Annotated in this window: 18 protein-coding genes; 8 read left to right on the top strand and 10 right to left on the bottom strand. The window is 70.9% G+C overall.

Annotated elements, in window-relative coordinates:
* Nucleotides 1-67 precede the first annotated feature (67 nt).
* A complete protein-coding gene (locus tag ASE44_RS17265) occupies nucleotides 68-613 on the top strand; it encodes a HEAT repeat domain-containing protein (protein WP_056010877.1) in 546 nt (181 codons plus the stop codon).
* A gap of 28 nt (nucleotides 614-641) precedes the next feature.
* Here the strand turns inward: ASE44_RS17265 and ASE44_RS17260 are convergent, their stop codons facing one another.
* From ASE44_RS17260 to ASE44_RS17250, 3 genes are all read right to left on the bottom strand, one after another.
* Nucleotides 642-1,142 carry a hypothetical protein gene (locus ASE44_RS17260; protein WP_056010879.1) on the bottom strand — a complete coding sequence of 167 codons (501 nt, stop codon included), beginning with the start codon at nucleotides 1,140-1,142 and terminating at the stop codon, nucleotides 642-644.
* A 57-nt stretch (nucleotides 1,143-1,199) separates the two neighbouring features.
* Nucleotides 1,200-2,120, bottom strand: coding sequence for a polyphosphate kinase 2 (gene ppk2, locus ASE44_RS17255; RefSeq protein ID WP_056010882.1), 921 nt, complete (start codon nucleotides 2,118-2,120; stop codon nucleotides 1,200-1,202).
* 64 nt (nucleotides 2,121-2,184) lie between these two features.
* Complete coding sequence (locus ASE44_RS17250) at nucleotides 2,185-2,478, bottom strand: GNAT family N-acetyltransferase (RefSeq protein WP_056782145.1); 294 nt, start codon at nucleotides 2,476-2,478, stop codon at nucleotides 2,185-2,187.
* A 69-nt stretch (nucleotides 2,479-2,547) separates the two neighbouring features.
* Here ASE44_RS17250 and ASE44_RS17245 point away from each other — a divergent pair, with 69 nt between their 5' ends.
* Nucleotides 2,548-3,417, top strand: a complete 870-nt coding sequence (locus tag ASE44_RS17245) for a site-specific DNA-methyltransferase (protein WP_056010888.1) — start codon at nucleotides 2,548-2,550, stop codon at nucleotides 3,415-3,417.
* A 2-nt stretch (nucleotides 3,418-3,419) separates the two neighbouring features.
* Here the strand turns inward: ASE44_RS17245 and ASE44_RS17240 are convergent, their stop codons facing one another.
* The 4 genes from ASE44_RS17240 to ASE44_RS17225 form a co-directional block, all read right to left on the bottom strand.
* Nucleotides 3,420-4,430 carry a LacI family DNA-binding transcriptional regulator gene (locus tag ASE44_RS17240; protein ID WP_235522682.1) on the bottom strand — a complete coding sequence of 337 codons (1,011 nt, stop codon included), beginning with the start codon at nucleotides 4,428-4,430 and terminating at the stop codon, nucleotides 3,420-3,422.
* A 141-nt stretch (nucleotides 4,431-4,571) separates the two neighbouring features.
* On the bottom strand, nucleotides 4,572-6,020 hold the full coding sequence (locus ASE44_RS17235; RefSeq protein ID WP_056782142.1) for a GH1 family beta-glucosidase: 1,449 nt from the start codon (nucleotides 6,018-6,020) through the stop codon (nucleotides 4,572-4,574).
* A 258-nt stretch (nucleotides 6,021-6,278) separates the two neighbouring features.
* The gene (locus tag ASE44_RS17230; RefSeq protein WP_056010897.1) at nucleotides 6,279-8,075 is read right to left on the bottom strand and encodes an MDR family MFS transporter; all 1,797 of its coding nucleotides are present in this window, start codon (nucleotides 8,073-8,075) and stop codon (nucleotides 6,279-6,281) included.
* Between the two features lie 109 nt (nucleotides 8,076-8,184).
* Nucleotides 8,185-9,279, bottom strand: coding sequence for an alpha/beta hydrolase (locus ASE44_RS17225; protein ID WP_056782140.1), 1,095 nt, complete (start codon nucleotides 9,277-9,279; stop codon nucleotides 8,185-8,187).
* An 81-nt stretch (nucleotides 9,280-9,360) separates the two neighbouring features.
* On the opposite strand from ASE44_RS17225, the gene ASE44_RS17220 reads away from it, so the two are divergent.
* The gene (locus ASE44_RS17220) at nucleotides 9,361-10,218 is read left to right on the top strand and encodes a D-alanyl-D-alanine carboxypeptidase family protein (protein ID WP_235522681.1); all 858 of its coding nucleotides are present in this window, start codon (nucleotides 9,361-9,363) and stop codon (nucleotides 10,216-10,218) included.
* 60 nt (nucleotides 10,219-10,278) lie between these two features.
* Here the strand turns inward: ASE44_RS17220 and pgm are convergent, their stop codons facing one another.
* Both pgm and ASE44_RS17210 read right to left on the bottom strand, forming a co-directional pair.
* Nucleotides 10,279-11,898, bottom strand: coding sequence for a phosphoglucomutase (alpha-D-glucose-1,6-bisphosphate-dependent) (gene pgm / locus ASE44_RS17215; protein WP_056010909.1), 1,620 nt, complete (start codon nucleotides 11,896-11,898; stop codon nucleotides 10,279-10,281).
* A gap of 79 nt (nucleotides 11,899-11,977) precedes the next feature.
* Nucleotides 11,978-13,525, bottom strand: a complete 1,548-nt coding sequence (locus ASE44_RS17210) for an alpha/beta hydrolase (RefSeq protein ID WP_056782138.1) — start codon at nucleotides 13,523-13,525, stop codon at nucleotides 11,978-11,980.
* Nucleotides 13,526-13,816: 291 nt separating this feature from the next.
* On the opposite strand from ASE44_RS17210, the gene pheA reads away from it, so the two are divergent.
* Nucleotides 13,817-14,779: a prephenate dehydratase gene (gene pheA, locus ASE44_RS17205; protein WP_056782137.1), complete on the top strand. Its 963-nt coding sequence runs from the start codon at nucleotides 13,817-13,819 to the stop codon at nucleotides 14,777-14,779.
* Nucleotides 14,780-14,793: 14 nt separating this feature from the next.
* Here pheA and ASE44_RS17200 read toward each other — a convergent pair whose 3' ends face one another.
* Nucleotides 14,794-15,462, bottom strand: a complete 669-nt coding sequence (locus ASE44_RS17200; RefSeq protein ID WP_056010917.1) for a GntR family transcriptional regulator — start codon at nucleotides 15,460-15,462, stop codon at nucleotides 14,794-14,796.
* Nucleotides 15,463-15,613: 151 nt separating this feature from the next.
* On the opposite strand from ASE44_RS17200, the gene ASE44_RS17195 reads away from it, so the two are divergent.
* From ASE44_RS17195 to ASE44_RS17180, 4 genes are all read left to right on the top strand, one after another.
* Nucleotides 15,614-16,843, top strand: coding sequence for an MFS transporter (locus tag ASE44_RS17195; RefSeq protein ID WP_056782321.1), 1,230 nt, complete (start codon nucleotides 15,614-15,616; stop codon nucleotides 16,841-16,843).
* A 76-nt stretch (nucleotides 16,844-16,919) separates the two neighbouring features.
* The gene (locus tag ASE44_RS17190; RefSeq protein ID WP_162235764.1) at nucleotides 16,920-18,176 is read left to right on the top strand and encodes an FAD-binding oxidoreductase; all 1,257 of its coding nucleotides are present in this window, start codon (nucleotides 16,920-16,922) and stop codon (nucleotides 18,174-18,176) included.
* Nucleotides 18,173-19,339 (top strand): FAD-dependent oxidoreductase, encoded by a 1,167-nt coding sequence (locus tag ASE44_RS17185; RefSeq protein WP_056782134.1) that lies wholly within the window; start codon nucleotides 18,173-18,175, stop codon nucleotides 19,337-19,339. The genes ASE44_RS17190 and ASE44_RS17185 overlap by 4 nt, the downstream gene beginning before the upstream one ends.
* 95 nt (nucleotides 19,340-19,434) lie before the next feature.
* A complete protein-coding gene (locus ASE44_RS17180) occupies nucleotides 19,435-21,009 on the top strand; it encodes an ABC transporter substrate-binding protein (protein WP_056782132.1) in 1,575 nt (524 codons plus the stop codon).
* The last annotated feature ends 173 nt before the right edge of the window (nucleotides 21,010-21,182 follow it).

Raw genomic sequence — 21,182 nt, 5'->3', positions numbered from 1 at the left:
TCCGGCCCTGCGTCGGTCGCCACGCGACCAGCGCATGCCGGAGCCCGCGGACTAGGGTGGGGGAACGATGACAGCGCAGAACGAGACACCCGACACCCCGGTCCCCGCCACGCAGGCCTCCCTCGAGCAACGACTCGCCGACGCGGTCGCCGCCGAGAGCGAGCCCCGCGTCGTCGAGCGCTGCGTCTCGCTCCTCGCCGGCCGGTACGAGGGCGAGGACTTCCTCCGCGTCGTCGGTGGCCACCACGCCGAGGGCATCCTCGGTGGCGCGCCCGCGTTGTACTGGCCGGAACTCTGGGGCACCCGCGCCCTGCTCCACGTCTGGGACGACTCCGCGACCTCGGCCGTCGTCGCCGCACTCGGCAACCAGGCCTGGCGCGTCCGCGAGATGGCCGCACGGGTGTGCGCCGAGCGTCGCGTCGGTGACGTCGCCACGATCGCCCCGCTGCTCAACGACGACCACGCCCGCGTCCGCGCGGGTGGCGCCAGGGCGCTCGCCGCCGTCGGGGGCGACGAGGCCAAGCCACTCCTCGAAGGTCTCCTCCGCGACCCCGACCGCGAGGTCCGTCGCGCCGCCCAGCAGTCGGCGAAGGCGCTCAGCGCGCGCAGCTGAGTCTTCGACGGCGCCGCGCCGACAGGCGCTAGTGGGTCGCCGCCTCCAGCACGATGATGACGACGCCGAACAGGGCGGTCGCCACACCGCCGAGGAGGCACCACCACCAGCGCGAGCCGCGCACCACGAAGGCCGCGCACCCGAGCACGAACAGCATCAGCGTCGACACCTGCAGCGCGAGGTTGACCGCCTGCTCATGGGCGAGGCCGCCCGCGACGCCCACGATGAGCGGGATGGTGGGCAGCACGGCGGAGAGCAGCATGCCGAACGACTCCTCGAAGCCGTGCCGGATCGACGCACCGAGGGTAACGGTGCCCTCGTGTCGGTCGTCGCCGTGGTGGGCGAGCGCCGCCGAGTAGACGTGCGCCAACCAGAACACGACGAGGGTGATCGCGCTCGTGAAGAGCACCTGCTCGACGTCGTCCTCCTCGTACACGCTCGACGCGCCGACGAGGCCGGCGTACACGATGGTGCCGTAGATCGCGCTCGACGACGTGAGGCGACGCAACGGTGACGAGTTCGGCTGCATGATCCAGAGGATAGCGGGCCGGGCGGCACCGCGTCCGGCTTCCGGCGACGGCCGGGATCAGACCGCGTCGCTCCGCTCGCCGCGCTCGTAGACCGAGGCCGCGGGTCCGACGATGTTCGTGTCCGGGGTCCCCACCACCTCGTGGTCCTTGTTCGCATAGTCGAAGCGGTGCAGCACGTGCCGCATCGCCTCCACGCGGGCGCGCTTCTTGTCGTTGCTCTTCACGATGGTCCACGGGGCGTCGGGGGTGTCGGTCGCTTCGAGCATCGCCTCCTTCGCCCGGGTGTAGTCACCCCACTTGTCGAGCGACGCGAGGTCCATCGGCGACAGCTTCCACTGCCGGACCGGGTCCACCTGGCGGATCGCGAAGCGGGTGCGCTGCTCGTCCGCGGAGACGGAGAACCAGAACTTCACGAGGTCGACGCCGTCGCCGACGAGCATCTGCTCGAACAGCGGGGCCTGGCGCATGAACTCGTCGTACTGCGCTGGCGTGCAGAACCCCATGACCCGTTCGACGCCGGCGCGGTTGTACCAGGAGCGGTCGAACAGCACGATCTCGCCGGCGGCCGGCAGGTGCTGCACGTAGCGCTGGAAGTACCACTGGGTGGACTCACGGGCCGTCGGCTTCTCGAGCGCCACGACGCGGGCACCGCGCGGGTTGAGGTGCTCGGTGAACCGCTTGATCGTCCCACCCTTGCCCGCGGCGTCGCGCCCCTCGAACACGACGACGAGGCGCCGGTCGTTCGCCTTGATCCAGTTCTGCAGCTTCAACAGCTCGATCTGGAGCAGCCGCTTGTCGCTCTCGTACTGCTCGCGCGACATGCGCTCCGCGTACGGGTAGCCCTCGCGCCACGTGTCGATGTGGGAGCCGGCGGCGTCGAGCAGGATCGGGTCGTCGTCGTCGACGTCGACCACCTGGTAGCCGTCCATCCGGTCGAGCGGGGGCGGCGGAGCGTAGTGCGAGACGAGTTGCTGCATGGTCGGGACGCTAGTCCCCGTGCGTAACCGCCAGGTGGACGGTGGATGACGCGTCGGGGTCCGGTCAGCTCGTGGAGCGGGTGAGGAGGTCCTGGCGCTCCGGGTGGGCGTCGAACCACTCGCCGACGTACCAGCACATGGGCACGATCCGCCGCTCGCTGTGCTGCTCGACGTCGTCGACCGCGTAGGCGACGAGCTCGCCCGCGTACCCCTTGCCGCGGAACGGCGGCGTCGTGAAGGTGCGGGGGAACGAGATCGAGTCGCCGGAGATCCGGTAGTCGACGACGCTCACCAGCTGGCCGTCGACGTGCATGGTGTATCGCTGGGCGTCGGTCTCGTTGGCGAACTCGGTGGTCATACGGGGTGCAACGCGCGGGCCGGGTCGTTCCTTCCCGCCGGGGCGGGGCCGGACTGCCAGAATGGGCACATGTCCCTCGCCGCAGCAGCTCCCGACGGGCCGCCGCTGTGGACGCACGACGGCCCGGACCTCGTGCTCGAAGGCGACAACCTCGACGTCGTGGCGCAGCTGCCCGACGAGGCGTTCACGCTCATCTACCTCGACCCGCCCTTCAACACGGGCCGGGTGCAGCGCCGCCACTCCTCGACCTCGGTCCGCACGGCCGAGACGGGCGTGAACCGGTTCGCGGGGTTCAAGGGGCAGGCCTACGAGCGCATCCGCGGCGACCTCCGACGGTTCGACGACGCCTTCGACGACTACTGGGGCTTCCTCGAACCACGGCTCGTCGAGGCCTGGCGGGTCCTCGCCGCCGACGGCACGCTCTACCTCCACCTCGACTACCGCGAGGCCCACTACGCCAAGGTGCTGCTCGACGCCCTCTTCGGCCGCGAATGCTTCCTCAACGAGATCATCTGGGCGTACGACTACGGCGCGAAGGCGCAGAGCCGCTGGCCGACGAAGCACGACACGATCCTCGTCTACGTGAAGGACCCGAAGGGGTACCACTTCGACAACGCGACCGTGGACCGCGAGCCCTACATGGCGCCCGGCCTGGTCACCGCGGAGAAGGCCGCACGCGGCAAGCTGCCGACGGACGTCTGGTGGCACACGATCGTGTCGCCGACCGGCCGCGAGAAGACCGGCTACCCGACGCAGAAGCCGGAGGGGATCCTCCGCCGGATCGTGCAGGCCTCCTCCCGCGAGGGCGACTGGGTGCTCGACTTCTTCGCCGGCAGCGGCACGACGGGCGCGGTGGCGAAGGCGCTCGGACGTCGGTACGTGCTCGTCGACGAGAACCCGCAGGCGCTCGAGATCATCCGGGCCCGGCTGGCCCGGTAGGGCTACACCGAGGCGCGCGACACGAGCCGGGTCGGCATGACGGTGACGCGCTCGACCGGCTCACCCGCGAGGCGTCGCACCAGTACCCGGGCCATCTCGGTGCCCAGATCGACGGGCGACTGCGCGATGGTCGTGAGCGGCGGCGCTGCCGTCTCGCCGTAGCGGTCGTCGTCGTAGCCGACCACGGCGATGTCACCGGGGATCGTCAGTCCGGCCTCGCGGATGACGGAGTAAGCGCCGGCGGCCATCTGGTCGTTCGCCGCGAAGAGCCCGTCGATCGGCACCCCGCGCGCGAGCAGTCGACGCATCGCGGCGGCGCCGTCGGCGGGGGAGAAGTCGCCCACCTCGATGAGGTCGGCGGACAGGCCGGCCTCGGTCAGTTCAGCGCGCCATCCGGCGAGGCGGTCCACCCCGCCCGGCATGTCCTGCCGACCGGCGATCGTCGCGATGTGTGTGCGGCCCGCGTCGATGAGGCAGCGCGCCGCACTCCGCGCACCCGCTACGTTGTCGACGTCGACGTAGGTGCTGTCGACGACGTCGGCGCCCATGGGGCGACCGCCGAACACGATCGGCAGCTCCCGGCCGAGTCGCGTGTACGAGTGGTCGCCGCTGTGATGGGAGACGACGAGCGCCCCGTCGACGTTGCCGCCGAGCAGGTAGCGACGGGTCTTCTCGGAGTTCGCCTCGGAGGCGATGAGGAGGTTCAGCGTGTAGTCGGTCTCGGCGAGCTCGAGGGCGACCCCCTGCACGACGGAGGCGAAGAACGGGTCCGAGAACACGCGGGCGGTCGACTCCGGGACGACGAGCGCGATGACCTGCGTCCGGCGCGAGGCCAGCGATCGGGCGGCGCGGTTCGGGACGTAGTCGAGCGCCGCGATGGCCTCGTTCACGACGGCGACGACCTCCGGCGTGACCTTCGGGGAACCGTTGACCACCCGGGAGACCGTGGCGCGCGAGACACCCGCGCGGGCGGCGACCATCTCGAGCGTGGGGGCTCCTTGACCGGACAGCATCATCGTCCCCTTCCGAGCGGGTGTGCGTGGCCGAGTGCAGTGTATCGCCGCCCGTCTGGACGGCAGCGGCCGGCGACCGTTCTCAGGAGGTGACCGGCGTGTCGCGGCCTCGCGGGCGCGACACCCCGCGTCGCTCCTGCGTCAGGACAGTTCGGCGACGGCGGGTGCCGTGCGTGAGGCGGCGATGCGACGCGCGTAGGCGAGTCCGCTGTCCTTGATCGTGCGCACCTGCGTGTCGTAGTCGACTCGCACGATCCCGAAGCGCTTGTCGTAGCCGTACGCCCACTCGAAGTTGTCGAGCAGCGACCAGACGAAGTACCCGCGCACGTCCGCGCCGTCGGCGATCGCCAGCTCCACCTGGTCGATGTGGTCCTGGATGAAGGCGTCGCGGTCGACGTCGTGGATGCGACCGTCCTCGGCGACGACGTCGTCGTACGCCGCACCGTTCTCGGTCACGTACAGCGGCGGCAGCGTCGGGTACTCCCGGCCGAGCCGGACGAGGAGGGTGCGGAGCCCGGCGGGGTGCACCTCCCAGTCCATCGCGGTGCGCGGCAGGCCGCGGCTCGGGAAGGAGATCCCGGTGGAGGCGAGCCAGGGGGAGCCGACCTCGCGTTCGGTCGCGCCCGAGTGGCCGCCGTCGGCACCGGAGTCGTCGGGGTGCCCCGAGACGAAGTCGTCGTGGTAATGGTTCACGCCGAGGAAGTCGATGGGCGCGGAGATGGCCTCGAGGTCGCCGTCGCGGACGAGTTCCTCGAGGCCGAGGCCGGCGAGGTCCTCAGTGACGTCGGCCGGGTAGGCGCCGAGGACGATGGGTTCGAGGAAGATGCGGTTCATGATGCCGTCGACGCGGCGCGCGGCGTCGACGTCGGCCGGGTCCGTCGGGTCGGCCGGGATCGCGTTCGTGAGGTTGAGGGTGATGCCGATCTGTTCGGCGCCCAGCTCGCGGAGGCGGGTGGTGGCCAGCCCATGGGCGAGGTGCTGGTGGTGGATGGCGGCGAGGGCGGCTGCCTCGTCGCGACGGCCGGGGGCGTGCACGCCGACCGCGTAGCCGAGGAGGGCCGAGCAGAACGGCTCGTTGAACGTCGTCCAGTGCTGGACCCGGTCGCCGAGGACGTCGTAGGTGGCTTCGGCGTAGTCGACGAAGCGGAGGGCCGTGTCCCGGTTGGTCCATCCGCCCTGCTCCTCGAGGGCCTGCGGGAGGTCCCAGTGGTAGAGCGTCAGCCAGGGGAGGATGCCCGCCTCGAGCAACTCGTCGACGAGACGGCTGTAGAAGTCGAGGCCGGCGGGGTTGACCTCGCGGTCGCCCGGCTTGATGCGCGCCCAGCTCGTCGAGAACCGGTAGGCGTCGAGGCCCAGCTCGCTCATGATCGCGACGTCGGCAGTGCTGCGGTGGTAGTGGTCGACGGCGACCTCGAGGTCGTCGCCGTTCGCGATCGCTCCCGGCACGCGCGCGAAGGCGTCCCAGATGGAGTCCTCCTTGCCGTCCTCGTGGGCGGCGCCCTCGACCTGGGCGGCGGCGGTGGCCGAACCCCAGAGGAACGGCGGCAGGATCAGGGCCGGGCGGCTGGTGGGCTGGGGGGCGTGCGTCATCGGAGCTCCTCGTGGCTGGGTGCTAGGCCATGCTATCGCCTGCTGAGAGCGCTCTCATGCATGGGTGGGTATGGGGCCGGCGCGGTGCGCTGACGTGAGCGCGGTGCACACACGTGAGCGCGCCCCTCCGGAGGGGCGCGCTCACGTGCTGGGGCCGCGGTCGGGCCGAATCGACGGCGCTCACGTCAGCGCGGTGCGCCGGCGGCGGTCACCCCGCGGTCACGTCAGCGCGGTGCGCTGGCGAACGAGGAACGACGGTCAGCGCCTGGTGCTCGGGTCGACGACGCGGTTGCTCGCGGTGTCGGGCGACAACTGCGACCCGGCCAGCTCGGCGGCTCGCTGCGCGGAGAGCGACAGCTCGTCCTCCGCGTCCACGGCGGCCTGCGCGTCGGTCCGCTCCTGCAGGGCCGACTTCGCCCGCAGCGGCGGCGCCTTCAGGAACCAGCTCAGGACGAACGCGACGGCGACCACCGCGAAGCTCACCCAGAAGACCGTGACGGTCGCATCGGCGAAGCCGGTGAGGAACGGCGCGGCCAGGTCGTGGTTCGCCCCGAGGAGGAACGAGGTGTCGCCGTCGAGCGCGGTACCCGCCGAGCCGCTGTTCTCCTGCGCCCGCTGCAGCACCTTCAGGATGCCCTCGTTCGCGGGATCGGACAGCACGGCCGGATCCTGCGCCGCTGCCCGGACGCGCTCGCTGAGCGTCGGGTCGGCGAAGGCCGCCGCGATCGTCGTCGGGATGCGCGTGTAGAGCACCGAGAAGATGACCGCCGTACCTAACGTTCCACCGATCTGACGGAAGAACGTCGACGAGCTCGTCGCCACACCGATGTCGCGCGCCTCGACGGCGTTCTGGCTCGCGATCGTCAGCGTCTGCATGAGCTGACCGAGGCCGAGGCCCACGAGCAGCATGCCGCCCATCATCCACCAGACCGGCTTGTCGGCCGTCGCGAAGCTGAAGTAGAAGAAGCCGCTCAGCAGCAGGAAGGTGCCGACGATCGGGAACGCCTTGTACTTGCCCGTCCGCGCGATGATCTGGCCGCTCGCGATGGAGGAGATCATGAGGCCGAGGATCATCGGCAGCATGAGCAGACCGGACTCGGTCGGCGTCGCGCCCTCCACCAGCTGGAGGAACAGCGGCACCGTCATCATCGCGCCGAACATGCCGAAGCCGACGAGGACGCCGAGGATCGTGGCGACCCGGAAGGTCGAGTTCTTGAAGAGCTTCAGCGGGATGAGCGCGTCGTCGCCCATCGCCCGCTCGACGAGGATGAACCCGACGATGCCGGCGACGCCGATCGCGTAGCAGGCGATGGAGCCGGCCGAAGCCCAGCCCCAGATGCGGCCCTGTTCGGCGACGAGGAGGAGCGGGACGACGGCCAGCACGACCGTGGCGGCACCCCACCAGTCGATGCGGACGCTGTGACGCGTGTGCGGGATGTGCAGGAAGCGCAGCACGATCGCGAGCGCGATGACGCCGATCGGCAGGTTGATGAGGAACACCCAGCGCCAACCGGTGATGAACAGCAACTCGGGTGCACCGGCGAACAGGCCGCCGATCAGCGGGCCGATGACGCTCGAGACGCCGAAGACGGCGAGGAAGTACCCCTGGTACTTCGCGCGCTCACGAGGAGCGAGCATGTCGCCCATGATCGTCAGCGGCAGGGCCATGAGCCCACCGGCACCGAGCCCCTGGATGGCGCGGAAGATCGCGAGCTCGTACATCGAGCCGGACATGCCGGCGAGCAGCGAGCCGATCAGGAAGATCGAGATCGCGATGATGAACAGCGGTCGACGACCGAAGATGTCGGACAGCTTGCCGTAGATCGGCGTGGAGACCGTCGACGTGATCAGGTAGGCCGTCGTGACCCAGGCCTGCAGGGCCATGCCGTCGAGGTCGTCCGCGATGGTGCGCATCGAGGTGCCGACGATGGTCTGGTCGAGGGCGGAGAGGAACATGCCGGCCATGAGGCCGAAGATGATGAAGAGGATCTGCCGGTGACTGAGGACGGGCGTGGATCCCGGTCGCTCGGTCGAGGCGGGGGAGCTGGATGACATGCGGTCTCGTTCGACTCTGGGCGCGCCGGTTCACAGGCGCACCGACGTTGGGGATTTTGCGTAGTGTGCAAACTTACACCCGGCGCAAGTTCCGCGGCAACCGACCCGGTCAGGGTGTCGTGGTCGCTGCGCCGTCGAGCTCCGCGTCGAGCGCCGAGAGGTAGTCGAGGGTGGCGGTGAGCGCGACGTGCGCGTCGTCCAGGTCCAGGTGGAACTGGTACTCGTGCGGCAGCGCCGGCTCGTGGTCCGCGGCCCAGAACAGCTTCGTGACGGGGACCTCGGCGGCTTCGAGGGCCTGACTCATCGGCACGGACTGCAACCAGGTGAGGGCGTCGCCGTTGCCGCCGGTGATGAAGGTGGGCGGGAAGTCCGCGGTGACGAAGTCGATGGTGGACATGAGCGCACCGGTCGACGTCTCCGACCAGTCCTTCGTGCCCGCATAGGCCCAGAGCGCGGTCTGCAGTCCCCAGGCGCCGATGCCGTCGAGCTCCGCCATCGCCGTCATGTCGTAGACGCCGCAGTTGAGGATCGCGCCGACGAGCTGATCCGCGCGGATACCGGGGGTCATGCCGCTGAGGGCGGCGTAGTCGGGGTTCGTCGTGAGCACGGCCAACTGGCTCGCGAGCTGTGATCCGGCCGAGTCGCCGGCCAGGACGATGCGGTCCGGGTTCCCGTTCCACTCCGACGCGTGCTCGGAGATGTACGCGAGCGCATCGTTCAACTGGTCGACGGCCGTCGGGTAGATCGCTTCCGGGGCGATCGTGTAGTTCACGGCGATCGTCGTGTAGCCCTCGGCGGCGAGGATCCGCAGGTACGGTTCGACGTTGCCCTTCTCGCCGGAGATCCAGGCCCCGCCGTGGATCCACACGATGGTGGTCAGCGGCTCCGTGCCGTCGGCGGGGGTGAAGACGTCGAGGGTCGTGTCGACCTGGGGGCGCCCGCCACTCGGCGCGGCATAGGCGACGTCGCGGTACTCGGTGAGCTTCGTGTCCGGGACGTACGGCTCCATCTCGGCGACCGTCGCGGCGCCACCACGCTCGAAGACCGAACGGATGAGCAGGGCGGACGGCCACGGGGTGATCGCCGCGACGACCGCCACCACGAGCCCGAGACCGATCACGACGGCGACCGCGGTCAGCAGCCGACGGAAGTGCGGACGCCTGCGGTGCGTGGGCGCGTGGTGTGCTGGCGTCGCTGCGGTCATCGTCGGGCCCCTCGTGCGGTGTGCGTGCCTGTCGCCAGTGTGGCAGAGGCGGACTCGGCGTGTCACGGTTAGGCTCGACGGGTGACCGCAGCCCACCAGCCCTCCCACCGACGCCCGGTCTCGCCGCGCGTGCGTCGCAACCGCGTGATCGCCTTCGGGGTGCTCGCGGCGGTGCTCGCGATCCTGCTGGTGGTGCTTGTCGTCAACATCGCCGGGGGAGCGACGCCCACCCCGGTCGCCGCAACGAAGACGCCGAGCGCCACGCCGACGGCCACACCGACCCCGACCCCCACCGCGACGCCCACCCCGACCGAGACCACCCCGGTCGCCCCACCGGCGCCGCCCGCGTTCGACAAGGCCGCGTTCTCGATCGACGACCCGCTGAGCCCCTGGGTGGTCGTCAACAAGACCCGGCCGCTCAACCCCGTCGACTACACCCCGCCGGACCTCGTCGCGGTACCCGTCGCCCACACCTGGGACCCGCTGCTGCGCGCCGAGGCCGCCGCGGCGATCGTCCAGATGTTCGACGCCGCCTCGGCCGAGGCCGGTCTGTCACTCGCGTCGAACAGCGCGTACCGCAGCTACTCGAGCCAGGTGTCCGTGTACGACAGCGAGCCGGACGACGCGACGACCGCGCGACCCGGCTACAGCGAACACCAGACCGGCTGGACGATGGACATCGGCGCTGCGAGCGGGAACTGCTCGCTCAACACCTGCTTCGGCGACACGACCGAAGGACAGTGGTTGGCGGCGAACGCCTACCGCTTCGGCTTCCTGCTGCGCTACCCGGCCGACAAGGTCGAGGTCACCGGCTTCTCCTTCGAGCCGTGGCACTACCGCTACATCGGGGTGTCGCTCGCGACCGAGATGCACAACACGGGTGTCACGACACTCGAGGAGTTCTTCGGACTCCCGGCCGCCCCCGGGTACCTGAACTAGCCCTTCGACACGCTCAGGGACCGGGGTGCGGCTCAGGTACCGGGGCGGACCGGCCAGCGCCTAGGCGCCGAGGGCGTCGTCGACGATCCGCTTCGCCTCGGCCTGCACGAGCTTGAGGTGCTCGGCACCCTTGAAGGACTCGGCGTAGATCTTGTAGACGTCCTCCGTGCCGGAGGGTCGGGCCGCGAACCACGCGTGCTCGGTCACGACCTTGACCCCGCCGATGGCGGCGTCGTTGCCCGGAGCGTGGCTGAGCTTCGCGACGATCGGGTCGCCGGCGAGTTCCGTCGCCGTGATCGCGTCACCGTCGAGCTTGCCGAGGCGCGCCTTCTGCTCCTTCGAGGCCGCGGCGTCCACGCGCTCGTACACCGGGTCGCCGAAGCGCTCCGTGAGTTCGCGGTACAGCACCGACGGGGTCTTGCCGGTCACCGCGAGGATCTCCGCGGCGAGCAGGCACAGGAGGATGCCGTCCTTGTCGGTCGTCCACACGGAGCCGTCGAAGCGCAGGAAGCTCGCGCCCGCACTCTCCTCGCCACCGAAGCCGACGGAGCCGTCGACGAGGCCGGGGACGAACCACTTGAACCCGACCGGGACCTCCCACAGGCGACGCCCGAGGGACTCGGCCACGCGGTCGACCACCGACGACGACACGAGGGTCTTGCCGACGGCGGCGTCCTCACGCCAACCGGGCCGGTTCGCGTACAGGTAGTCGATCGCGACGGCGAGGTAGTGGTTGGGGTTCATGAGCCCGGCGTCGGGGGTGACGATGCCGTGGCGGTCGGCGTCCGCGTCGTTGCCGGTGAGGAGGTCGAACTCGTCACGACGGGCGACGAGCGCCGCCATGGCCGACGGCGACGACGGGTCCATCCGGATCTTGCCGTCCCAGTCGAGCGTCATGAACGCCCACGCCGGGTCCACGTGCGGGTTCACGACCGTGAGGTCGATCTCGTACCGGTCGGCGATCGCCTGCCAGTAGTGCACGCTCGCGCCGCCCAGGGGGTCGGCACCGATGCGGATGCCGCTGCGCTTGATGGCGTCGAGGTTGATGATGTGCTTCAGGTCGTCGACGTAGTTGCCGCGGAAGTCGTACGTCTCGACGGCCGAGGGCTCGGCCATCTTCACGTCGTGCAGGCCGCCGGCGATGAGCTCGTTGGCGCGGTTCGCGATCCACGAGGTGGCGTCGGAGTCGGCCGGACCACCGTGCGGCGGGTTGTACTTGAACCCGCCGTCGGCCGGCGGGTTGTGGCTCGGCGTGACGACGATGCCGTCGGCCTGGTCGCCGTTGCCCTCCGCGTTGTACTTGAGGATGGCGTGGCTGAGCGCCGGCGTCGGGACGAAGTCGTCGAACTCGTCGACGAGCACCCGCACCCCGTTGGCGACGAGGACCTCGAGCGCCGTCGTCTGGGCCGGGCCGCTGAGCGCGTGCGTGTCGGAACCGATGAAGAGCGGACCGGTGATGCCCTGGCCGGCGCGGTACTCGACGATCGCCTGCGTGGTGGCGGCGATGTGGTCCTGGTTGAACGCCGTGTTCAGCGAGGAGCCGCGGTGTCCGGACGTGCCGAACACGACCCGCTGCTCCGGGATCGAGACGTCCGGCTTGAGCGTGTAGTACGCGTCGATGAGCGACGGCACGTCGATCAGGTCGGCTTCGGTGGCGGGGGTCCCAGCGCGATCGTTCATCGCCCCAGTCTGGCAGCAACCGATCGGGTCAGGAAGGCGCTTGACCTCCGGATGTCGGGCACCCGACGATCGGGGACGGTCAGCGGGTGGCGAGGACCGCGGCGGCGCTCGCCGAGGCGGATGCGGTGGTCGCCGGGTCGGTCGTTCCCGCGGCGGCGGTCGCACCGGTGTGCCGCGTGCCGCCGGGAGTCGTGAGGTCGGGCAGCGCGTACGCCTTCCCGGTCACGATGCGCTGGATCGCGTAGAGGCTCTCGGTGGCCGGCCCGAGGTACTTGCCCCGGTCGTCGGCGTTGCTCGAGCCGACCGCGTTGTGACCGTCGACGGCGCCGAGGTGGTCGCCGTCGCCGAGCGTCAGGCCGTCCGAGCCGAACACGGTGGCCCCCCAGGCACCGCCGGTCGGGTTCGCCCGCCCGGACAGGATCTGCCCGAGACCCGCGAGCGTGTCGGCACTCGCCTGCGAGGCGTACACGCGACTGGTGGGGACATGGAGGTCGGTGATCGCGATCTCGGACGGGATGCCCGCGGAGCCGAGCATGACGAAGTCGTCGACGTGGTAATCGCCGGAGGCCAGGGCGAGCGAGGCCGTCGCCGTGCCGTAGGAGTGCGCCACGACGCTCAGCTGCGAGGCGACACCGTGCGTCGTCCGGTAGGCGTCGTAGCCGGCCAGCACCCCGGCGAGCAGCGGCGCCCCCTCGATGGCGCGGTCGTTGGAGGGCACCTCGAGGGCGGTCGGGCTGTGGCCGCCGATCCAGAGGATCACGGCGCTGTCCGCCGCAGCCGCCTGGATGCGCTTGGCCCCGCGCAGGTAGTCGTCGAGCTCGAGCGCGCTGCTGTTCATCCCCGGGACGAACACGGTGACGTAGGTGGCGATGTCGACGTCGCCGACCGCGACCGCGACGCGAGGAGGGCCGGACCCGGCCGACTGCAACGTGATGAGGTACTCGGGCTGGAGTCTGGCGGCGACCGCCTCCGGGGCGTACCGGTCGACGAGCAGCTTGATCGCGTCGAGTCGCGACACGGTCGTCGCGAGGGCCGTCGAGGCCGCTTCGCCGTCGACCTGGTCGGAGCCCGCCATCATCGCGCGGTAGCTCGCCTCGGTGTCGGCGAGGAGTCCGGCGAGGCGGGACACGTTGGCCGTCGCGCGGTCCGTGTAGGTGACGCCCTCGAGGTTGCCGATGATCGCCGGGTAGCCGGTCATGAGCAGCGCGCGGTATCCGGGTGGGAAGGCGGTCCAGAGCTGGGCGACCTGGATCGACGACATCGTCGTGAGCGCGGATGCCGCAGCGGCGAGGTCGCCGACGTAGGTGGCGGTGAAGGCCGCGGCACTCATGGTGGGGACCGTCGACGCCGCCGGCGCGAAATCGGTGGCGGCGATCGCGCTCGCCCCGGCGGTCGAGGTCTGCGTCACGGTGACGACGCCGGCGAGGATCGCGGCGATGGCGACGGTCATGACGACCGACTTGACGAGCGTGGCGCGGGCGGCGGAGAGCGGTCGACCGACCCACGTCGGGAGCCGCCAGGCGGGCAGGGTCCAGGAGGGTGCGATGTCGAACGCGGCCTCGGCGCCCGCCGCGAGGTTCAGTCGAGGAGTGGTCCGCGAGGCGGCGTCGGTGAAGACACTCGTCACGTCACTCCTGTTCGTCGTCTCAGGCCATCGGATGGAGCCTCGCGCGACGTCGGATCACGCATCGAGATCGGGGAGACGAACGGCCGTGAACTCGCATCCCGAGACGAGCGGCAGCGCCCAATACACCCTTGTATCCATTGTGACGGGTATTGGCGTGTTTTGAATAGCTCAAAACGGGGGGTATCTGGGCCGAAACGGCCCGTTTTCCCTGAATATCAGCCGGATGTGACCTGGATGGGAGTCAACGGGGCGTCGGGGGCGTGTCGCGAGCCACGCGGTACGCTCGGAGGCATGTCTGCCGCACCCCCCGAAGACGCCCGTCGGAGCTACAGTTTTCTCGGTCCGAGCGGGACCTTCACCGAGGTCGCGCTCGGTCAGGTCGAGGAGGCGAGAGGCCAGATCTGGAAGCCGGTCAGCAATGTCGGCGAAGCCCTCGGCGACGTGCTCGACGGCCGCAGTACGGCCGCCGTCATCGCCATCGAGAACTCCGTCGACGGCGGGGTGTCCGTGGCGCAGGATGCACTGGCCACGATGCCCGGTCTGCGCATCGTCGGCGAGGTGCTCGTCCCCGTCAACTTCTTCCTCGTCGCCCGACCCGGAACCCGCCTCGAGGACGTCGCGATCGTGAACGCGCACCCCGTCGCCTACGGGCAGTGCCACCTGTGGCTCGATGCGAAGCTGCCCTCGCACGGGCACATCCCGGCGTCGAGCAACGTGGCTGCTGCCGCGTCCTTGCTCGACGGCACCTCCACCGCGGACGCCGCCGTCGCCCCGCCCGGCATCGTCGACCACTACGAGCTCGACGTCCTCGCGGAGAACATCGGCGACAACCCGAACGCCGTGACCCGCTTCGTCGTCGTCAGCCGCTCCCGCGAGATCCCGGCTCGTACCGGTGCCGACAAGACGAGCCTCATCGTGGAGCTCCCGAACGACCAGGCCGGCTCACTCCTCGACATGCTGGAGCAGTTCTCCACCCGCGGCGTGAACCTGAGCCTCATCGAGTCGCGACCCATCGGCGACGCCCTCGGGCGCTACCGCTTCGTGATCGACGCCCTCGGACACATCGAGGACGAACGGATGGCCGACGCGCTGCTCGGGCTCCGTCGGTTCAGCCCGAACGTGATCTTCCTGGGCTCCTACCCGAGCGCCGACCGCACCGCCGTCGACTACCACTCGCGGTACAACGACGAGGTGTTCATCGAGGCGCGCGACTGGCTGCGCGGGCTGCTCTCGGCGGAGCCGCTCGAGGACTGAACGGCGGCGGTCGCTCAGGCGACGATGTCGACGCCGTGACCGCGCAGGCGACGCTGCTCGGCGGTGAGCGAGGCGATGAGTCGTCCGTTGGTGCCGCGGATGTGGTCTGCGACGAGCTCGGCCGCCCGCGTCGCGTCGCCGACCACGACCGCGTCGAGGATGGCGTGGTGCTCCCGGGAGGCCTGGTCGCGGGCCTCCGGGGTGCGGACCTCGAGCCAGCGGGTGCGGGCGAGTCGGACCATCGCCCCGTGCACGCCCTCGGCGAGGAGTCGGTTCCCGGAGAGCGCCGCGAGCTCCTCGTGGAAGTCGCCGCCGACTCGCAGCACGGTGCGCTCGTCGTCGGGACGCGGTTCGTCGAGCAGCGCGCGGACGGCGGCGAGCTGTGCCTCGGTGGCGCGTTCGGTCGCGAGTCGTACCGTCGCGGTCTCGAGGGCCTCGCGGTACTCGGCGATGAGGCCGATCTCCTCGAGGTCGATCGGGGCGACGATCCAGCCGCGGCCGTCGCGCTTCGCGAGCCCCTCGGACTCGAGCCGGGTGAGTGCCGCCCGCACCGGCGTCCGTGAGGCGGCGAACCGCTGTTCCAGTCCTCGCTCGGTGAGGGACCGACCGGGCGCGAGGTCGAGGGTGAGGATGGCGGCTCGGAGGCGGTCGTAGAGCTGCGTCGTCTGCGTCGGGGTGCTCATCCGGGCTCGGTTCTCGTCGGTGGTCTTGGTATACCAAGATGGTGTACCGTCATGCTAGCAGTCGGATCGACCGGCAGCAGGAAGCGGTTCGATGACCGGGACGACCCCGCCCACGACGGCCCCCGCGGTCACCCGCGGAGGCCGCCCGCCGATGCCGAACGCCGGCCGCGCCTGGACGGTCCTCGGCCTCGGTGTTGCCGCCCAGACCGCCGGGACGCTCTTCGTCAGTACCCCGGCGTTCCTCATCCCGCTCCTGCACGCCGAACGCGGCATGTCGCTCGCCGAGGCCGGCGTCCTCGCCGCAGCGCCCACCCTCGGCATGGTGCTGACGCTCATCGCCTGGGGCTGGCTGGCCGACCGCATCGGCGAACGGATCGTCATCGCGGGCGGCCTCGCCCTCACCGCCCTGGCGGCCGCCGGAGCGATCGCGGCGGACGGACTCATCCCCTCGCTCGGCTACGGGCCGCTCGGGATCCTGCTGCTCCTCGGTGGCGCCGCATCCGCGAGCACGAACTCGGCGAGCGGTCGGATCGTCGTCGGCTGGTTCCCGAAGGACCGTCGCGGGCTCGCGATGGGGATCCGCCAGATGTCGCAGCCGCTCGGCGTCACGGCCGCCGCGGTGACGGTGCCCTCGGTCGCGGCGACGTCCGGCATCTCCGCGGCGCTCACGATCTCGCTCGTCGCGACCGGTGTCCTCGCGGTGGCCTGCGTCATCGGGCTCCGCAACCCGCCACGAACCGTCGTTCCGACGCCGGTGCCGACGGTGACGACGCCGAACCCGACCGCCGCCCGCCCACGCAACCCGTATCGCGGCGACGCCTTCCTCTGGCGCATCCACGCCGTGTCGATCCTGCTCGTCGTGCCGCAGTTCACCCTCACGACCTTCGCCCTCGTGTGGTTGGTGTCCGACCAGGGGTGGGACGCGCTCGCCGCGGGCGTCCTCGTCGGCGTCTCGCAGTTCGTCGGGGCCGTCGGACGGATCGGTGTCGGCGTGCTCAGCGACCGGGTCGGCAGCCGGGTGCGTCCGCTCCGCTGGGTCGCCGTGTCCGCGGTCGTCGTCATGCTGCTCCTCGCCGGGGCCGGGTTCCTGCAGTGGCCGGTCGTGGTCGCCGTGGCGCTCGTGGTGGCTAGCACGGTGACGGTCGCCGACAACGGGCTCGCCTTCACCTCCGTCGCGGAGATGGCCGGTCCCGCCTGGGCGGGCCGTGCGCTCGGGGCGCAGAACACCGGACAGTTCATCGCCGCGTCCGTCGTCGGTCCGGCGGTGGGCGCGCTCATCGGCCTCGTCGGGTATCCCGTCGCCTTCCTGGTCGTCGCGGTGCTGCCGGCGGTCGCGATCCCGATCATCCCGGGCGAGGCGGCCGAGCACGACCACCTGTAGCCCGGCGTCCGGTCCGCGGGTGTCGGAAAACGACGGCGTGGTCGGTCCGCGGGTGAGGAGTGAGTAGCCTCGAATGATGACCGACTCCCGTCCTGCGACCACCGTCATCGTCGGTGCCGGCCTGTTCGGCCTGTCGACCGCCGTCCACCTCGCCCGTGCCGGACGACGCGTGACGGTCCTCGAATCGGGCGCGGCTGCCGACGCCACCACCGCCGCGGGAGCCGGCTTCGTCGGACTCTGGGCGGCCGGGTACGCCTGGTACTGGAACGCGTCGGAACTGGCGCTCGAGCAGGCCGGCATCGACTTCTACCGCGGCCTCGACGCCGCCGGGTACGACATCGCCCTCCGCGACACCGGCAACGTCTGGCTCGCCCTCACCGAACAGGCCGTGCTCGACCACCTGCTGCCGTTCGCCGAGCACCCGCTCCGTCCGGAGGACGCCCGCCTCCTCACCGCCGTGGAGACCGCCGAACTCGTGCCGGGACTCGACCCGGAGGCGATCGTCGGCGCGTTCATCCACCCGGACGGCATCCAGATCAGCGCGCCGGACGCCGGGCTCGCGCTCGCGGACCTCGCCCGAGCGGAGGGCGTCGAGATCGTCGAGCACACGCCGATCGTCGAGCTCCTCACCGAGGACGGCCGGGCGGTCGGCGTGCTGACCGCAGCGGGCGATCGGGTGCTCGGCGACGAGGTCGTCCTGGCCGCAGGCTCCTGGACGAACGAGCTCCTCAGCACGACCGGGCGCGAGCTGCCGTTCGCCCGCGTGATCGCGAGCCGACTCACCACGGCACCCTTCGGGCTCGGCGAGCTGCCGACGCTGATGATCCCGGAACTCGGCGGCCTGTGGATCAGAGAGCACCTCGGTGGCCTCACCTACGGCAACGGCGTCGGCTACGAGGCGCTCGCGGTCCGCGACAGCCCGGCCGAGCGCCGCCCCGACCGCCCCGACCTCGTCGAGGCGATGCGCGACCACCTGACCCCGATCGTCACGGAACTCATCCCCGCCGCCGCCCCCGTCCTCGACGCCGCGGAGGCCGTCCAGGGCGTCGTGTCGTACACGGCCGACCGCCGGTTCATCGCCGGGCCGATCCCGGAACTCGCCGGGCTGTACGTCGTCGCCGGCGACAACGAGTCGGGCGTCACCCACGGTCCCGGCCTCGGCCGCATGCTCGCCGAACTCATCGTCACCGGCGAGAGCCCCTTCGTCGACCCGTCGCGATACGCGCCCGATCGCTTCCCGGCCCGACCGTTCGCCGACGAGGCTGCGGTCGCCGCCGCCATGCCCGCACGCCGGGAAGTCGACGCCCGAGCCCGAGTGGAGCAGGCCCGATGAGCGCCCCCTCGCCGACGGCTGGACCGGCACCCCTGCCCGAGCGGGTCGAGGTCGTCGTCATCGGAGCCGGCGTCGTCGGAGCCGCCGCCGCGCGGACGCTCGCCGAGCGCGGCCGGAGCGTGCTGCTCGTCGAACGCTTCGAGCGCGGCCACGAGCACGGCTCCTCCCACGGCGCGACCCGCATCTTCCGCCAGGGCTACGACGTCGACGACTACGTGGCCCTCACCTCGGAGGCGCTCGCCGGCTGGCGCGAGCTCGAGGAACGGAGCGGCCGGACCCTGCTCGAACTCACCGGCGCACTGGACCACGGCCGCCCGGAGATGCTCCGCGGGATCGAGGCCGCGATGACGCGAGGCGGGATCGCCTCGGAACGGCTCTCCCCGGAACAGGCCGCGGAGCGGTGGCCCGGTCTCCGATTCGAGCAGGAGGTCCTCCATCACGCGACCGGCGGGCGGCTGTCGTCCGCGGAGGCGATCGAGGCCTTCCTCGACCTCGCCGTGGTGGCCGGGGCGACGCTCCGGTTCGGCGTCCGGGTGACGGCAGTCGAACCGATCCCGGCGACCGGGACGACCGCTGCCGGTGCCGTGGTCCGCACCGAGCTGGGTGACGTCACAGCCGACCACGTCGTCGTCGCCACCGGATCGTGGACACCGGACCTCGTGGGCGAGCTCGCAGCGAGCGACGGCCGTCCGCTCCCCGAGATCGTCGTCACGCAGGTGCAGCCCGCCCACTTCCCGACCGCGGTGGCCGCGGACGCCTGGCCGAGCTTCGTCCACTACCCGGACGACGGCTCGAGCGTCTACGGTCTCCTCACCCCCGGCGAGGGCGTGAAGGTCGGCCTGCACGGTGGTGCGGTGCACGTGCACCCCGACGAGCGCGACGGCCTGGCCGAACCGGAGGAGCTCGCGCGCCTCACCGCGTACGTCGCCGAGTGGGTGCCCGGGGTCGACGCGTCGGCGCCGCATACCATCAGTTGCCTCTACGACCTGAGCCCGAGCGAGGATTTCGTGATCGACCGGATCGACAGGATCATCGTCACGACGGGATTCTCCGGTCACGGGTTCAAGTTCGGACCCGTGCTCGGTCGGCTCGTCACCGATCTCGTCGACGGCGACGCCCCGCACCCGCGGTTCGCCCTCGCAGCCCACACCCCACCCGCGTAACGCCGCCTCCCTCGGGCGGACCTCCCGCCCAGCGCCACAGCACCCGGCGCCACCCACCCGCACCCGCACCCGCAGTCACCCGAAGGACCCTCCCCATGAACCGATCCACCCGTTTCGCGGCCGTCGCCGTGAGCCTCGGCGTCGTCGCAGCCCTCGCCGGTTGTACGGCCCAGGGCGGCACGACGACTACGACCGCGCTCGTCATCGGGACGACCGACCAAATCGTCTCCCTCGACCCCGCCGGCGCCTGGGACCGCGGATCCTTCACCCCGCAGAACCAGATCTACCAGCACCTCCTGAGCTACGACGAGGGTGACGTGGTGCCCGCGCCCGACGCTGCGGAGTCCTGCGACTTCACCGACGCGACCACCTACGTCTGCACCGTCAAGGAAGGCTTGACCTTCTCCAACGGGCACGCGCTCACGGCCTCCGACGTCGTCTACTCCTTCACCCGCGTCCGGGAGATCGCCGCCGACAACGGCCCGTCGCCGCTGCTCGCGAACCTGGAGAGCGTCGAGGAGGGTGACGACGACCAGGTGGTCTTCACGCTCAAGGTCCCGAACGACCAGACCTGGCCGTACGTCCTCACGAGCATGGCCGGACCGATCGTCGACGAGGAGGTCTTCCCCGCGGACAAACTGTTGAGCGATGACGACGTGATCGGCTCCGGGCCCTACGAGGTCGACAGCTACCAGTCGGGCGGGCTGCTCTCCCTCGAAGCGAACTCGCGCTACTCCGGGACCCGGGCGAAGACGCAGCACGTGGTGCTCAAGCCGTACACGACGGCGTCGAACCTGCGGCTCGACCTGGAGAAGGGCGACATCGACATCGCCTACCGCTCGTTGACCGCGACGGACGTCGCCGACCTCCGCGGTGATTCCGAGCTGCAGGTCGTCGACGGTCCTGGCGGTTCGGTGCGCTTCCTCACCTTCAACCTGAACACCCAGCCGGGTGCGAACGACGCGCAGAAGCTCGCGATCCGGCAGGCGGTCGCCTCGCTCGTCGACCGGAAGGAGATCGCCGACCAGGTCTACAAGGGCACCTACGCGCCGGCCTACTCGGTGGTGCTCGATGGCCAGACGGGTGCGACGCCCGCGTTCCAGACCGCCTACGGCGACGCCCCGGACCGGTCGAAGGCCGCCGCCATCCTCGCCGCCGCGGGCGTCAGCACCCCGGTCGCCCTGCCGATCCAGTACACGAGCGACCACTACGGCCCCGACTCCGATCAGGAGTATGCGCTCATCAAGTCGCAGCTGGAGGAGTCGGGTCTGTTCTCTGTCGACCTGCAGTCGACCGAGTGGACGAGCTACGTGAAGGAGCTCAACCCGGAGTCCGGCTACCCCGCCTACCAGCTCGGGTTCTTCCCCGACTACCCGGACCCCGACAACTTCATCCGCTCGGCGTACTCGACGACCGGCGCGTCCGTCGCCAACGGGTACTCCGACCCGGCCGTCGACGCGCTCATCGACACCGAGGCGACGGCGACGGACCCGGCGGCGCGCATCGCCGCGATCGAGCAGATCCAGGCGCTCACCGCGGAGGCGGCACCGATCATCCCGCTGCTGCAGGGCACGGAGACGGTCATCGCGCAGAAGAACGTGACGGGGCTCGAGGAGACGCTCGACGCGACCTACGTCTTCCGCTTCGCCGTCCTCGACCGCACGAAGTAGTCCGCGAGCCGGGGTGTGCGTCAGCGCGGTGCGCTGACGCGAGCGCGGGTCTGTGAGGTGAGCGCGCCCCTCTGGAGACCCGCGCTCGCGCGCCCGGGTGGCGCTCACGCCGGGTGCGCGTCATTCACGTGGGAGCACCGCGCCGGCACCCCGTGGCGAGGTCTCATGCCAGC

The sequence above is a fragment of the Plantibacter sp. Leaf1 genome (assembly GCF_001421315.1).
Taxonomy (GTDB): Bacteria; Actinomycetota; Actinomycetes; order Actinomycetales; family Microbacteriaceae; genus Plantibacter.
The sequence above is the reverse complement of the archived record's forward strand: the minus strand, read 5'-3'. Positions and strand labels throughout refer to the sequence as shown.